Source organism: Methylobacterium sp. CM6257, assembly GCF_054611515.1.
Genome location: NZ_CM137735.1, coordinates 6,300,622 through 6,314,785, shown reverse-complemented (window position 1 = coordinate 6,314,785; position 14,164 = coordinate 6,300,622). Strand labels below are relative to the sequence as shown.

The 14,164-nt window shown below is 72.4% G+C and carries 11 protein-coding genes; 8 read left to right on the top strand and 3 right to left on the bottom strand.

All coding sequences use genetic code 11. The features are described 5' to 3' along the window. Nucleotides 1-12: 12 nt before the first annotated feature. Both ACYCO6_RS30730 and ACYCO6_RS30725 read right to left on the bottom strand, forming a co-directional pair. The gene (locus ACYCO6_RS30730; RefSeq protein ID WP_459766455.1) at nt 13-339 is read right to left on the bottom strand and encodes a c-type cytochrome; all 327 of its coding nucleotides are present in this window, start codon (nt 337-339) and stop codon (nt 13-15) included. Then, on the bottom strand, nt 339-1,151 hold the full coding sequence (locus ACYCO6_RS30725; RefSeq protein ID WP_459766453.1) for a universal stress protein: 813 nt from the start codon (nt 1,149-1,151) through the stop codon (nt 339-341). Before ACYCO6_RS30725 ends, ACYCO6_RS30730 begins: the two co-directional genes overlap by 1 nt. A gap of 310 nt (nt 1,152-1,461) precedes the next feature. Here ACYCO6_RS30725 and ACYCO6_RS30720 point away from each other — a divergent pair, with 310 nt between their 5' ends. The 8 genes from ACYCO6_RS30720 (at nt 1,462) to ACYCO6_RS30685 (ending at nt 12,604) form a co-directional block, all read left to right on the top strand. Further along, nucleotides 1,462-1,752, top strand: a complete 291-nt coding sequence (locus tag ACYCO6_RS30720) for a hypothetical protein (RefSeq protein ID WP_459766451.1) — start codon at nt 1,462-1,464, stop codon at nt 1,750-1,752. Between the two features lie 196 nt (nt 1,753-1,948). After that, nucleotides 1,949-2,839: a CBS domain-containing protein gene (locus ACYCO6_RS30715; protein WP_459766449.1), complete on the top strand. Its 891-nt coding sequence runs from the start codon at nt 1,949-1,951 to the stop codon at nt 2,837-2,839. Beyond that, entirely contained in the window at nt 2,836-4,173 is a 1,338-nt protein-coding gene (locus ACYCO6_RS30710) for an HlyD family secretion protein (RefSeq protein ID WP_459766447.1), read from the top strand. Before ACYCO6_RS30715 ends, ACYCO6_RS30710 begins: the two co-directional genes overlap by 4 nt. 8 nt (nt 4,174-4,181) lie before the next feature. Then, nucleotides 4,182-6,926 carry a ribosome-associated ATPase/putative transporter RbbA gene (gene rbbA, locus ACYCO6_RS30705; RefSeq protein WP_459773792.1) on the top strand — a complete coding sequence of 915 codons (2,745 nt, stop codon included), beginning with the start codon at nt 4,182-4,184 and terminating at the stop codon, nt 6,924-6,926. A gap of 19 nt (nt 6,927-6,945) precedes the next feature. Continuing rightward, entirely contained in the window at nt 6,946-8,067 is a 1,122-nt protein-coding gene (locus tag ACYCO6_RS30700) for an ABC transporter permease (protein ID WP_459766444.1), read from the top strand. Nucleotides 8,068-8,174: 107 nt separating this feature from the next. Continuing rightward, a complete protein-coding gene (locus ACYCO6_RS30695) occupies nt 8,175-10,022 on the top strand; it encodes a PHA/PHB synthase family protein (protein ID WP_459766442.1) in 1,848 nt (615 codons plus the stop codon). A 12-nt stretch (nt 10,023-10,034) separates the two neighbouring features. Continuing rightward, nucleotides 10,035-11,432 (top strand): bifunctional enoyl-CoA hydratase/phosphate acetyltransferase, encoded by a 1,398-nt coding sequence (locus ACYCO6_RS30690; RefSeq protein ID WP_459773790.1) that lies wholly within the window; start codon nt 10,035-10,037, stop codon nt 11,430-11,432. After that, on the top strand, nt 11,432-12,604 hold the full coding sequence (locus ACYCO6_RS30685; protein WP_459766440.1) for an acetate/propionate family kinase: 1,173 nt from the start codon (nt 11,432-11,434) through the stop codon (nt 12,602-12,604). The genes ACYCO6_RS30690 and ACYCO6_RS30685 overlap by 1 nt, the downstream gene beginning before the upstream one ends. Here ACYCO6_RS30685 and ACYCO6_RS30680 read toward each other — a convergent pair. Next, a complete protein-coding gene (locus ACYCO6_RS30680) occupies nt 12,576-14,147 on the bottom strand; it encodes a bifunctional aminoglycoside phosphotransferase/ATP-binding protein (RefSeq protein ID WP_459766438.1) in 1,572 nt (523 codons plus the stop codon). The genes ACYCO6_RS30685 and ACYCO6_RS30680 overlap by 29 nt on opposite strands. Nucleotides 14,148-14,164 lie beyond the last annotated feature (17 nt).

Sequence of the window (14,164 nt, the reverse complement as noted above, 5' to 3'; positions counted from 1 at the left end):
GAACGGCCGGCCTCACCGCCGCAATGTCTTGAGGTAGGCTGTGAGGTCGGCAGCCTCGGAGGGGGCGAGCCGAACGTCGGGCATGGACGGATGGCGCCGCTCGACCCCCTCGACCAGGACGTCGGCGAGGTCGTCGATGGGGAAGCGCCCGGCGAGCGCGCGGAACGGCGGCGCCGCATGCATCGGGCTCGCGCCGCGCGCACGGATCGCATGGCACCGCGCGCAGACAGCCCGGGCGAATGCCTGGCCGCGCGCGGCTCCCGCCTCCTCCGCCCCGGTCGGTCCGGCCAGCAGAAGGAGCGCGGCGGTCGTGCCGAGGAGGCGAGCACGCCCGCGCATCAATGGCACATCAGGCTGCAGATCGGCGAGCGGTCCAGCATGTCGCGTGTGACGCCGCCGAAGATCCACTCCTGCAGCCGGGAATGGCCGTAGGCGCCCAGGACGACCAGGTCGGCATCTTGGAGGAGCGCGAAGTGCAGGATCTCATCGCTCACGCGGTCGACCGCCCGCAGGTGATGCGCGGTGACGCTCGCCCCGTGCCGGGCGAGGTGGCCGGCCACGTCCTCGGCCTCCCCGGGTTGGGCGCTCCCGCCGACGGTCGCCACGAAAACCTGGTCGGCTTCCCGGATCAGGGGCAGGGCGGCCGATACAGCCTGCCGCGCCTCGGGCGCATCCTGCCAGGCAACCACGATGCGCGCCGCCTTCAGGTGAACGGCCCGCGGCGGCACGACCAGGACAGGCCGGCCGGCCTCCATCAGGATCGGCTCGGGCGTCACCCCGAGCGGCCCCGGGTCCTCGTCGTCGGGTCCGCGGCGGCTCACGACCACGAGATCGGCGGCGCAGGCCTGCGCGACGAGATGGGTCACCGGATCGTCGAAGCTCGAATGCCAGTGGGTGTTGACCCCGGCCCCCGCGCTGCGTGCGAACAGCTCGCGCGCCTGTTTCAGGAGGCCGCGGACCCGAGCCGCGTTCTCTTCGATGTGGTCGACGGCGTCGCAGACGTCGCGCACCAGGATGGGAACGGGGATCTTGTGGGCGGCGACGCCCGTGAGGCTCGCCCCGAAGCGCCGGGCCAGGCCCGCGGCGAGGCTGATCCGGTCCGCGGCCGCCTCACCGAGGTCGGCGGAGACGAGGATGTTCGCGTAGTCCATGAGCCCACTCGCCATCCATCATTGCCGAGGCGGCACATGCTGGGCCCGGCTCGCCCCCTGTGCCTTGATCCAGCGCAAGGCCCGGAAACGGTCCGTCGCCGGTACCCCGGGAAGGGCACAGCCTGCCCTGATCCGGCGATCCGGATCCGATCACGCCCCGAGCGGCCGCTTCCCTCGCCATGCCGCGGTCGCTCCCGGCCGTCGCCACGTGCTGACGGTCGCATTGCACCTCCAGCTCTCACCTTGCGCTGGATCAAGGCCCAGGCTGCGCCGGCGAGGATGAATGGCAGGACCGCGAAGAGGTGAAGCCATGAAGCGCGATCTCGCCACGAGCCTGAGCGAGGAGGCCGAACGGGCCAGCGCTCGCATCGACCGGTCTTACAGCAAGCTGGCAACCAAGCTGAGGCGGCGGGCCGACAAGGCAAAGGCCGCCATGGTCAAGAGCAAGAACCGCATCAAGCGGGCCGTCCTCCAGCGACGGTTCGAGATCTACGCGAATGCCGCGCGCGATATCGACCAGTCGGTGATGGACCGGCAGGCCTATGCGGGACCGGTGCTGCGGCTGAAGCCGGACGAGCGCGGCACGCCCGCTCAGCCGTGACGGCACAAGCCGCGGCATACCCGCCGCGGCCGACCGGGCTTGATCCAGCGCAAGGCGAGCGGAACGCCGGGATGCGCAACCTGCTCCGGTGGCCGGCGATCCCTGCGGGATGCCGGCTCGGTCGATGCCCCGATCCGACGCGCGGCAGGATGAGGCGGTCCCGTCCGCGCACCGATCCCAACCCGGGAGGTCGTGAATGCCAGGGCTCGCCCATGATGCGGATCAGGCGCTGTCGCCCGATGCCCTGTTGCCGTCCGCGCGCGACCGATCGCATCCGGGACCGGACCAGATCTGCGCGCGCCAGATCATGTCGGCGCCCGTCGTCAGCGTCTGCCCCGAGACGACCCTCCGGCGCGCGATCGACCTCATGCTCGAAGCCGATGTCAGCGGTTTGCCGGTCATCGATGCGCAGGGCGCCCTCGTCGGGATCCTGACGGAGGGCGATCTGCTCCGCCGGACCGAACTCGGCACCAAACGCCGCGCGCCGCGCTGGATCCAGTATCTCCGCAGCCCCGGCGGGCTCGCCGAGGAATACGCCCACGCCCACGGCCGAAGGGCCGAGGCGGTGATGTCCAGCCCCGTGACCACCGTCACGGAGGACACCCCCCTGCAGGCGATCGTCGAGACCCTGGCGCGGGCCGGGATCAAGCGGGTGCCGGTCCTGCGCGGACGCTCCGTCGTCGGGATGGTCAGCCGGGCGGATGTCGTCCGGGCTCTCGGCGCCGCACTGGACGCGGACCGACCCGCCGGCGACCGCAGCGATGCCGAGATCCGCCAGGACATCCTCGCCGAATTCGACCGCGCCGTCTGCATCCCGAAGGCCGCGATCGAGGTCGCCGTCCGGCGCGGGACGGTCGAGCTGCACGGCTGGATCACCGACGAGCGGGAACGGGGCGCGGTCCGCGCCGCCGTCGAAGGTGTGCCGGGCGTCGTCGCCGTGCGCGACCACCTGACCTGGGTCGAGCCGATCACCGGCACGGTCCTGCCGTCCCCGGACGACGCGGAGGCTGCCGCAACGGGCGCGGCCGCCGACCATCCCGGGGCGCCTCCCGACGGCGGCGCGCAGATCGGGGGCACCCCTCCATGAGCGTGGATACGGTCCTGCCCGCCGTGAGACCCCGCGACCGGACGGCGGAGGTAATCCCGGGCAAGATCGTTCCCGGCGCGGTTGTCCCCGCCTCCGGGGCCATCGTCCCGGCTTCCGCGCGCCCCCCACCTGCCGGACCGCATCGGCGTTCGGTGGGCCTGTGGCTCGCGGCCGCCCTCGTGCTGCTGATCCTCGCCGGGGGCGGCTATGGCTGGTGGAAGGCCCACCGGCCGTTGCTGCCGCCGGGCTTCGCCTCCGGGAACGGCCGGCTCGAAGCGAACGTGATCGACATCGACACCAAGTTCGCCGGCCGCATCGCGCGTCTTCTCGTCGAGGAGGGCGACATGGTGCGGGCCGGGCAGGTCGTCGCCATGATGGATACCCGGGATCTGGAGGCGCAGCTGGGCCAGACGGAGGCCCAGATCCGCCAAGCGCAGAAGGGCGTGGAGGAGGCCGAGCGGACCTTCGCCCAGCAGCAGGCCCAGGTTCTCGCCACGCAGGCGGCGGTCAGCCAAGCCGAGCGCGCCGTCGAGGAGGCCAAGGCCAACATTCAGGAGCGGCAGAGCCACGTGAGGCTCACCCGGCAGGAGCTGAGCCGCTCGACCTATCTCACGGCGCGGGGCTACGCGTCCGCCGAGCAGCTCGACACGCGCCGGCAGGCGGCGGACGAGGCCGCCGCGGCGCTGAGTGCGGCCGAAGCGCGGCTCGGCGGCGGTGAACATGCGCTGGAGGTCGCGCGGCAGAACGCCGACGCGGCGCAGGCGGCCCGCGAGGCGGCGGCCGCGCGGGTCGGCGCGGCCCGGCACGCCCTCGAAGCCGTGACGCAGAGCGCCGTCTACATCCGGGTCAACATCGCCGACAATTCCCTCGTCGCGCCGCGCGACGGGCCCATCGAGTACCGCGTCGCCAATGTCGGCGAGGTCCTGGGTGTTGGCGGCAAGGTCTTCACGATGCTCGACGCCTCCGACGTCCGCATGGATGTCTACCTGCCGACGCCGGAGGCGGGCCGCGTCCGGATCGGCGCGGAGGCGCGCATCGTACTCGACGCCTATCCCGGGCACGTCATTCCGGCGCGGGTGGTCTTCGTCTCCAGCCAGGCGCAGTTCACGCCGAAGACCGTGGAGACCCGCGACGAGCGCGACAAGCTGATGTTCCGGATCCGGGTGCGGATCGACCCGGAGCGGCTCCGGGGGCGCGAGACCCTCGTCCGCAGCGGTCTGCCCGGGATCGCCTACATCCGGACCGACGCGGAGGCCGCGTGGCCGGCCGCGCTCCTCCCGAGCCCGCCGCCGAACCCGCCCCCGGCCCCCGCGCCGGTCCCGACGGCGCCCTGAGATCCATGATGAGGCCGCAGGATCTCACCGTCGCCCGGGTGGAGCACCTCGCGCACCGCTACGGCCGGACCGTCGCGCTGGACGACGTGACGCTGGCGATCCCCGGCGGCCGGCTCGTGGGCCTGATCGGGCCGGACGGCGTCGGGAAGTCGTCGCTGCTCGCAATCCTCGCGGGGGCCCGGCGGGTCCAGGCCGGCCGCGTCACGGTGCTCGACGGCGACATCGCGTACGCCCGGCACCGGGCGGCCGTGTGCCCGCGGATCGCCTACATGCCGCAAGGGCTCGGGCGCAATCTCTACGCCAGCCTCAGCGTGCGCGAGAACATCGACGTCTTCGGCCGCCTGTTCGGGCAGGAACCGGCGGAGCGGGATGCGCGGATCGCCGAGCTCCTGGCCGGCACGGGGCTCACGCCCTTCGCGGATCGCCCGGCGGGGAAACTGTCCGGCGGCATGCGCCAGAAGCTCGGCCTCTGCTGTTCCCTGATCCACGATCCCGACCTGCTGATCCTCGACGAGCCGACCACGGGGGTCGATCCGCTCTCGCGCCGGCAGTTCTGGGAGCTCATCGGACGGATCCGGTCCCGGCGCCCGGCCATGTCGGTGCTGGTCGCCACGGCCTACATGCAGGAGGCGGAGGCGTTCGACTGGCTCGTCGCGATGAACGACGGCCGGGTGGTCGCCACGGGCTCCCCGGAGGCGCTGCGGCGGCGGACCCGCGCGGCCAGCGTCGAGGCCGCCTTCGCGGCCCTGCTGCCGGAGGCGGACGCGGCCCCGCCCCGGGAGCCGGTGCCACCCAGGGCCGCGCCCGGGCGCGACCAGCCGATCATCACGGCGCGCGGCCTGACCCGGCGGTTCGGCGCCTTCACGGCGGTGGACCGCGTCAGCTTCGACATCCTGCCCGGGGAGATCTTCGGGTTCGTCGGCTCGAACGGCTGCGGCAAGACCACGACCATGAAGGTCCTGACCGGCCTGCTGCCCCCGACCGAGGGCGAGGCGCTCCTGTTCGGGAAGCCGGTCGCCGCGGGCGGCATCGCGGCGCGCCGGCGGGTCGGCTACATGTCGCAGGCCTTCTCGCTCTACGCCGAGCTGACGGTGCGGCAGAACCTCGCCCTGCATGCCCGCCTGTTCCAGCTCAGCCTGGAGGTCCGGCGCGCGCGGGTGGCCGAGCTCATCGCGCAGTTCGACCTTGCCCGGCACGTCGATCAGCGTGCCGAGGATCTGCCGCTCGGCATCCGGCAGCGCCTGTCCCTGGCGGTGGCCGTCGTCCACGGGCCCGAGCTTCTGATCCTCGACGAGCCGACCTCCGGGGTCGATCCGCCGGCGCGCGACCGTTTCTGGGACCTGCTGCTCGACCTCGCGCGCCGTCAGGGCGTGACCATCTTCGTATCGACCCACTTCATGGCCGAGGCTGAACGCTGCGACCGCCTCGCCCTGATGGATTCGGGGCGGGTCCTGGCGATCGACACCCCTGCGGGACTGGTCACGCGCTCCGGGGCCGCCACCCTGGAGGACGCCTTCGTCGCCTTCCTTGAACGGGCCGCCGCCGGCGGCACCGGGGCGCCCCCGCAGCCCCCCGTGATCGCGGAAGCGGGGGCTCCGCCGTCCGGTCCCCGAGCGAACGGCGCCACCGTGTTCAGCCCGCGCCGGCTCCTCGCCTGCGCGCACCGCGAGGCGCTGGAACTCGCGCGCGACCGGATCCGCCTCGCCTTCGCGGTTCTCGGCACGACCTTCCTGATGCTCGTCTTCGGCTTCGGAATCTCCACCGACGTGAACAGCGTCGCCTTCGCGGTGCTCGATCACGACCGGAGCCACGAGAGCCGCGCCTATCTCGAGGGGCTCCGGGGCTCGCGCTACTTCGTGGAGACGGCGCCCCTGTCGGGGTTCGGCGAACTCGAGCGGCGGCTCGCCCGCGGGGACATCGCGGCCGCGATCGAGATCCCGCCGGGCTTCGGCCGGGACGTGGCCCGCGGGCGTCGGACGCAGGTGGCGGCCTGGATCGACGGAGCCCGGCCGTTCTTCGCGCAGACCATCCGGGGCTATCTGTCCGGTGTGCACCAGCTCTACCTGTCCGATCGCCGGAGGTTTCCCGCGCAGGCCAACCCGGCTCCGCAGGCCGAGATCGCGGTGCGCTTCAAGTACAATCAGGATTTCGACAGCATCTTCGCGATGGTCCCGGCGCAGATCGCCCTCCAGCTCGCCCTGATCCCGGCGATCATGATGGCGCTGGCGGTGGTGCGCGAGAAGGAGCTCGGCTCGATCACCAATCTCTACGTGACGCCCCTGACGCGCCTGGAATTCCTGCTGGGCAAGCAGCTCCCCTATATCGGCCTCGCGCTGGTGAATTTCGCGCTGATGGTCGCCCTCGCGCAATTCGTCTTCGGGGTTCCGTTGAAGGGCAGCGCCTCGGTCCTGCTCCTCGGGACGCTGATCTACGTCACGGCGACGACAGCCTACGGGATGTTCGTCTCGACCTTCGCCCGGACTCAGATCGCGGCTCTGTTCGGCACCGCCATCCTGACCGTGCTGCCCGCCACCATGTTCGCCGGGATGCTCGTCCCCGTCGCCGCCCTCACGGGCCTGGGGCGTGTCCTGGGTCGGCTCTTCCCCATGAGCTACTATCTGCCGGTGAGCCTCGGGGCCTTCACCAAGGGCCTCGGCTGGGCCGACCTCGCCGGCAACCTGGCCATCCTGGCGGCCTTCATCCCAGTCCTGACCGCCGCGGCCTGCCTGGCGATGCCCCGGCAGGAATCCTGACCCTCTTCGGGGCTGCGCCGTGACCGCCCTCGCGAACATCCTCTGGCTCGGGACCAAGGAACTCCGCAGCTTCGGGCGCGACTATGTCCTGCTGGGTCTGGTGATCTACAGCTTCTCCCTGGCGATCCTGGCGCAGGCGCAGAGCAGCTCGCAGGAACTGCACAACGCCGCGATCGCTGTCGTCGACGAGGACCGCTCGGCGCTGTCGCGGCAGATCACGCAGGCCTTCCTGCCCCCCGACTTCAAGCCGCCCGTCCCCATCGCCGAGCGGGACATCATCCCGGCGCTGAACGCCGGCACCTACACGTTCGTGCTCGACATCCCGCCGCGCTTCCAATCCGACCTGCTCGGGCTCAGGCCCGCACGGATCCAGCTCAACGTCGACGCCACCGCGATGGTGCAGGCCGGGCTCGGCGCGGCCTACGCGCAGCAGATCGTGGCCGACGAGGTCGCCCGCTTCGTCACCCGCGAGGGGATCCCGGCGCCAGTGCCGGTCGAACTCGTCGCGCGCATCGCCTTCAACCCCAACGCCGAGACGGCGTGGTTCACGAGCGTGATGGGAATCCTCAACAGCGTGACAATGCTGGCGATCATCCTGGCCGGCGCGGCCGTGGTGCGCGAGCGCGAGCGGGGAACGCTGGAACACCTGCTGGTGATGCCGGTCACACCCTTCGAGATCGCCATGGCGAAGGTCTGGTCCAACGGCCTCGTGATCCTGGTGGCCGTGGGCCTGTCCCTCGTCCTCGTCGTGCGGGGCCTCCTGCACGTGCCGATCATCGGCTCCATCCCGCTGTTCCTGGTCGGGACGGCGGCCTACCTGTTCTTCGCGACGGCGATCGGCCTGTTCCTGGGCACCCTCGCGCGCTCGATGCCGCAGCTCGGCCTGCTCTACCTCCTGGTCTACCTGCCGCTCGCCATGCTGTCCGGGAGCAACACGCCGCTGGAGAGCATGCCGCCTTGGCTCTCCACGCTTCTCCAGGCCTCCCCCACGGTGCATTTCGTGGCCTTCGCGCAGGCGATCCTCTACCGGGGCGCCGGTCTCGACGCGGTCTGGACCCGCATCGTGGTCGTGAGCGCGATCGGCGCCGTGTTCGTCGTCGCGGCGATCCTGCGATTCCGGAAGACGATCGCCCTGTCGTGAGTCCGGGCAACCGCGATCGGTGGCCGCCCTGTCCCGGTGTCTTGATCTGAATCACGGGCTCGCGGTCGCGCACGCCGTAACCTCCGCGGCGTCGCAGGAGATCGTGCATGCTCGACGCGGATGTGAGAGAGACGGCCGCAGAGCCGTCGTGGCCCGGGTTGCGTCTGCTCCCGGTCCCGGAGGTCCGCAGCCCGGCATCCCGGTCCGATCCCCCCGAGGAAGAGGACGATCTGGCGCCGGTCCGGCGCGCGATCGATCAGAGCGTGCACGCCTCCGTCGCCCGGATGACGGCCGGCCTCTCGCCCGCGGCCCTCGCCGAGGCGTGGTTCGACTGGGCCATCCACGCGGCCTTCTCGCCGGGCAAGCAGGCCACGCTGGGCATGAAGCTCCTGCGGAAGCAGATGCGTCTCGCGCAGTTCGCGGCCCGGAGCGCCGTCCTGCAGGGCCATGCCGCGCCGTGCATCAATCCGCTGCCCCAGGACCACCGTTTCGACGATCCGGCCTGGCAGGTCTGGCCCTTCAGTCTCGTCTACCAATCGTTCCTGCTGACCCAGCAATGGTGGCACAACGCCACGACCGGCGTGCCCGGCGTCTGCCGCGCCCACGAGAACCTCGTCGCCTTCGTGGCGCGCCAAGTCCTCGATGCCGCCTCGCCGTCGAACCTGCCCTGGACCAATCCGGTCGTGCTGGGCGAGACCGTGCGGACCGGCGGCGCGAACCTCGTTACGGGCCTGCTCAACGCCGCCGAGGACGCCGCGCGCGCGGCCGAAGGACTGAGGCCGGTCGGCGCCGACGCCTTCCCGGTCGGGCGCGCGGTGGCCGTCTCGCCCGGGAAGGTCGTGTTCCGCAACCGGCTGATCGAGCTGATCCAGTACGCCCCGACCGTGGCCGCAGTCAGGCCGGAGCCGGTGCTGATCGTGCCGGCCTGGATCATGAAGTTCTACATCCTCGACCTGTCGCCCGGGAACTCGCTGGTCCGGTACCTCACGGGTCAGGGGCACACCGTCTTCATGATCTCCTGGCGCAATCCCGGTCCGGAGGATCGGGACGTGTCCTTCGACGATTACCGCCGGCTCGGCGTGATGGCGGCCCTCGATGCCGTTACGGCCATCGCTCCCGGCCAGCCGATCCACGCTGCCGGATACTGCCTGGGCGGCACGCTTCTCGCCATCGCGGCCGCCGCGATGAGCCGGGACGGCGACGCGCGCCTCGCCTCGCTCAGCCTGTTCGCCGCGCAGCTCGACTTCACCGAGGCCGGCGAGCTGACGCTGTTCATCGGCGAGAGCCAGATCAGCTTCCTGGAGAGCCTGATGCGCAGCCGGGGAACCCTCGATGCCCGGCAGATGGCCGGCGCCTTCCAGCTCCTGCGCTCGAACGACCTGATCTGGTCCCGGATCGTCCGCGACTACCTCCTCGGAAGACGGGAGCCGATGACCGACCTGATGGCCTGGAACGCGGACGCCACGCGCCTGCCGGCGCGGATGCATGCCGAATATCTGCGCCGCCTGTTCCTCGACAACGACCTCGCGGAGGGGCGTCTCCAGGTCGGTGGCCGGCCGGTCTCCGTCTCCGACATCCGCGTCCCGGTCTTCGCGGTGGGCACGGAGCGCGACCACGTCGCGCCCTGGCGTTCGGTGTTCAAGATCCACCCGCTCGCCGATACCGACGTCACCTTCGTCCTCGCCAGCGGCGGCCACAATGCCGGGATCGTCGCGCAGCCGGGTCGCCCGTACGGCCATCACCGGATCCGGACCACCCGCGCGACCGACCATTACCGCGATCCCGACACCTGGATCGCCCAGACGCCGCAGAGCGAAGGGTCCTGGTGGCCCGCCTGGGCCGCCTGGCTGGCGGAGCGGTCGGGGCCGCCCGCGCCGCCGCCCGCGATGGGCGCACCGGCCGCGGGCTACGCGGTGCTCGAGGACGCGCCCGGCGCCTACGTGCTGGAAGCCTGAGCGGGTGGCATGATGGAACCGCTCCGCTTCATCGAGAACCGCACCTTCGACGAGATCGCGGTGGGCGACACCGCCAGCCTGACCCGCACCCTGCAGGCGCAGGACATCAGCCTGTTCGCGCTGGCCTCCGGTGACGTGAACCCGGCCCATCTCGATCGGGACTATGCTGCCACCGACCGCTTCCACGGGGTGATCGCGCACGGGCTCTGGGGCGGGGCGCTGATTTCCGCCGTGCTCGGCACGGAGCTGCCGGGGCCCGGCACGATCTATCTCGGCCAGTCCCTGCGGTTCCTGCATCCGGTCCGGATCGGCGACGCGGTGACGGCGCGTGTCACCGTGCGCGAGAAGGACGCCTCCGATCAGCGGGTGCGCCTCGACTGCGTCTGCCTGAACGCGCAGGGCGAGACGGTCATCACCGGCGAGGCCGAGGTGCTGGCTCCCACCGAGAAGGTGCGGCGGCCGCGCGTCCTGCTGCCGGAAGTGCACCTGCACGAGCGGGGCGTGCACTGGAATCGCATGATCGAGGCGGCGCGCCGCTTCGCCCCGGCGCTGACGGCCGTCGTCCATCCCTGCGATGCGGCCTCGCTCGAGGGCGCGCGCGCCGCGCGCGAGGCCGGGCTGATCGTGCCGGTTCTGGTGGGGCCGCGGCCGAAGATCGAGGCCGCGGCGCGTGCGGCCGGCCTCGCCCTCGACGGGATCGAGATCGTCGACGCGCCCCACAGCCACGCCGCGGCGGAGCGGGCGGTCTCCCTGGCCCGCGCCGGAAAGGTGGCGGCGCTGATGAAAGGGGCGCTCCACACCGACGAGATCCTGGCGGCCGCCATTTCCCGGGAGTCGGGCCTGCGGACCGAGCGGCGCATGAGCCACGTCTACGCCCTCGACGTGCCGAGCTACCCCAAGCCGCTGTTCCTGACCGACGCCGCCGTCAACATCGCGCCGAGCCTGGAGGAGAAGCGCGACATCGTGCAGAACGCCATCGACCTCGCCTGCGCGCTGGGGATCGCGCAGCCCAAGGTGGCGATCCTCTCGGCCGTCGAGACGGTCTCCACCAAGCTCGGCTCGACCCTCGACGCGGCCGCCCTGTGCAAGATGGCCGAGCGCGGGCAGATCACGGGGGGGCTCGTCGATGGTCCGCTGGCCTTCGACAACGCCATCTCCCGCGCCGCCGCCGCCGCGAAGGCCATTGTGTCACCGGTCGCGGGCGATGCCGACATCCTCGTGGTGCCGGACCTCGTGTCGGGCAACATGCTCGCCAAACAGCTGATCCACCTCGCAGGCGCGGACGCCGCCGGCCTCCTGCTCGGCGCGCGCGTCCCGATCATCCTGACGAGCCGCTCCGACGGCCCGGAAGTGCGCCTGGCCTCCTGCGCCCTCGCGCAGCTCTTCGCCCACCGCACCGGGACGCCCTGATGAGCCCGACGATCCTCGTGCTGAACGCCGGCTCTTCGAGCCTCAAATTCGCCCTCTACGCGGCAGGAACCGCGACGCTTCTGTGCCGGGGTGGCGTCTCGGGTATCGGCCGCGCGGCGAAGGTCGACGCGTCGGGCTCCGAGACGTCCTTCCTCGCCGCGTCTCCTCTGGTCCCGCAGGCCGACCACGCGGCGAGTGTGGCTTGGCTCCTCGACGCGCTGTCCCGTGCGCCGCACCTGACCCTGACGGCCGCCGGGCACCGGGTGGTCCATGGCGGGCCGGATTTCGCCGAACCGGTCCGCGTGGACGACGCGGTGCTGGCTGCCCTCGACCGCCTCACGCCGCTGGCGCCGGCCCACCAGCCGCACAACCTCGCGGCGATCCGGGCGGTGGCCCGGGCCTGGCCCGGCCTGCCCCAGGTCGCCTGCTTCGACACCGCCTTCCACCGCACGCAAGCCCGGCTGGCGCAGCTCTTCCCGATCCCGCACGCGCTGACGGACGAGGGTATCGTCCGCTACGGCTTCCACGGCCTGTCCTACCAGCACGTCGCCGAGACCCTGCCGCGGATCGCGGGCGCGCGGGCCGAGGGACGGGTGATCGTCGCCCATCTCGGGCACGGTGCCAGCCTCTGCGCTCTGAAGGGCCGGCGCAGCGTCGCGACCACGATGGGCTTCACGGCCCTCGACGGGCTGATGATGGGAACCCGCTCCGGAGCGGTGGACCCCGGGCTGGTGCTCCACCTCATCCGCGAGCGCGGCCTGGACCCGGACACCGTGGCGCGGCTCCTGAACGAAGGCTCCGGCCTGCTGGGCGTCTCGGGCCTCAGCGACGACGTGCGGGTGCTCCAGGCGAGCGCCGATCCCCGCGCCGCGGAGGCGCTCGCCCTGTTCGCCTACCGGGCGGTGCGGGAGGCCGGATCGCTCATGGCCGCGCTCGGCGGGCTCGACGCACTCGTTTTCACGGCCGGGATCGGCGAGAACGCGCCCGCGGTCCGGGCGGCGATCTGCGCCGGGCTGGCCTGGGCGGGCGTCACCCTCGACGAGGGTCGCAACGCCGCCGGGCACGAGCGGATCAGCCGGGCTGAGTCCGCGGTCGCCGTCTACGTCGTTCCGGCCGACGAGGAGGCGCCGATCGCCCGGGCGGTCAATCGGTTGGTATCGGCGCCGTCCTGACCGCGGGAGGCTGCATCTCCGTCGCCCCGCGGTCGCCGCAGAGGGACAGGATGTCCGCGCGCAGGGCCGCCAGCGGCCGGTCGGCCGCGAGGCGATGCCACGCGAGCGGACCGCATCCCCGCGCGACCTGGGCGGCCAGGACGGCGGCCGTCGCGTCGGAAGGGTCGTGGGTGCGCGCATCGATGCGGCGCGCGAGGGTCGCGGCGGGCGCCTCCAGCCAGACGCCGCGGAACGGCACGCCCCGCGTCCGGGCCACCGCCTCAATCGCCGCCCGTTCCGCGGGCCGGTCGAACACCGCGTCCGCGACCGCACCGTGGCCGGCCTCCAGGACGCGCCCGGCCTCCTGCCGCAGGGTCGCGTAGACGCGCTCGGACGTCACGGAATCGTAGGCGGAGTCGGGCAGGCGCGTGAGCGCGCCGACCCCGTGCAGGCGCTTGCGGATGCGGTCGCTCGACAGGACGCGGGCCCCTGGAGCTGCTCCGATCCAGGGCGCCGCCGCCGCGGCGACGCTCGACTTGCCCGACCCGCTGAAGCCGCCCACCGCCAGCAGGGCTGCGGGAGCGTCTGCGAGCAGGTTCCGCGCGAGGTCGAGATAGGCGTGCGCCTCCGCGGTCCTGGAAGCGGCGTCGCCGGCGCCCTCCGCCTGCGCCGCCGTGACGTGGGCGCGGATCGCGGCGCGCGTGGCCATCAGGAACGGCAGCAGGCCGATCCCGTCGGTCTCGTCCGCCGCGTCGAGGTAGCGGTTCATCAGGAGGTTGGCGAGGTCGGCGCGTTCGCGATGCCAGAGATCCATCAGCACGAAGGCGAGGTCGTAGAGCACGTCGATCGTCGCGATGGTGTCGCTGAACTCGATCCCGTCGAAGGGTGTGGGCCGGCCCTCGAACAGGCAGATGTTGCGCAAGGTGAGATCGCCGTGGCAGCGGCGGACCTTGCCGGCGGCACGACGGGTGTCGAGCAGGGGGGCATGCCGCGCCAGGACGGCCCGGAACCGGGCCGCGAGCGCCTCTGCCGTGTCGGCCGGGACGAGGCCGGTCGCCCGGAGCGCGGCGTCGTTCATGTCGACGAGGGCCGTCATGGCGGCGGCCCCGCCTCCCGCGCGGTGGATGTCCGCCCCGGCATGGAAGGCCGCCAGCGCCTGCGCGAGATCGGCGATGTGCTCCGGCCCGAGGCGCCCGTCCCGCGCCATCGCGTCGAACAGATCCGCCTCCGGAAAGCGGCGCATCTCCACGACGGCATCCACGAGGTCCCCGGTCCCGTCGAAGGCCAGGGCGCCGTCAGGCTCGCGGGTGATCCGGCGGGCGCCGCGGTAGAGCGCGGGCGCGGTGCGGCTGTTGAGGGCCACCTCCGCCGCGCAGGCGGCGAAGCGCCGTTCGGGGGTCGAGAAGTCGAGATAGGGGAAGCGCACGGCGCGCTTCAGCTTGAGCACGCGGTCTCCCGCCAGGAAGAGGTAGGAGATGTGGGTCGTTACGGTCTCCACCGCGCCCGCGCCCGCCAGCGCCTGCTTCAGGAATGTCACGACCGCATTCTGGTCCTCGGGCGGCATGGAGCGATTCCCCGCGG

Bases quoted from the DNA above. Each gene is read 5' to 3' on its own strand.
- ACYCO6_RS30730 (WP_459766455.1), bottom strand. From the start codon at position 339: ATGCGCGGGCGTGCTCGCCTCCTCGGCACGACCGCCGCGCTCCTTCTG.
- ACYCO6_RS30725 (WP_459766453.1), bottom strand. From the start codon at position 1,151: ATGGACTACGCGAACATCCTCGTCTCCGCCGACCTCGGTGAGGCGGCC.
- ACYCO6_RS30720 (WP_459766451.1), top strand. From the start codon at position 1,462: ATGAAGCGCGATCTCGCCACGAGCCTGAGCGAGGAGGCCGAACGGGCC.
- ACYCO6_RS30715 (WP_459766449.1), top strand. From the start codon at position 1,949: ATGCCAGGGCTCGCCCATGATGCGGATCAGGCGCTGTCGCCCGATGCC.
- ACYCO6_RS30710 (WP_459766447.1), top strand. From the start codon at position 2,836: ATGAGCGTGGATACGGTCCTGCCCGCCGTGAGACCCCGCGACCGGACG.
- rbbA (WP_459773792.1), top strand. From the start codon at position 4,182: ATGAGGCCGCAGGATCTCACCGTCGCCCGGGTGGAGCACCTCGCGCAC.
- ACYCO6_RS30695 (WP_459766442.1), top strand. From the start codon at position 8,175: ATGCTCGACGCGGATGTGAGAGAGACGGCCGCAGAGCCGTCGTGGCCC.
- ACYCO6_RS30690 (WP_459773790.1), top strand. From the start codon at position 10,035: ATGGAACCGCTCCGCTTCATCGAGAACCGCACCTTCGACGAGATCGCG.
- ACYCO6_RS30685 (WP_459766440.1), top strand. From the start codon at position 11,432: ATGAGCCCGACGATCCTCGTGCTGAACGCCGGCTCTTCGAGCCTCAAA.
- ACYCO6_RS30680 (WP_459766438.1), bottom strand. From the start codon at position 14,147: ATGCCGCCCGAGGACCAGAATGCGGTCGTGACATTCCTGAAGCAGGCG.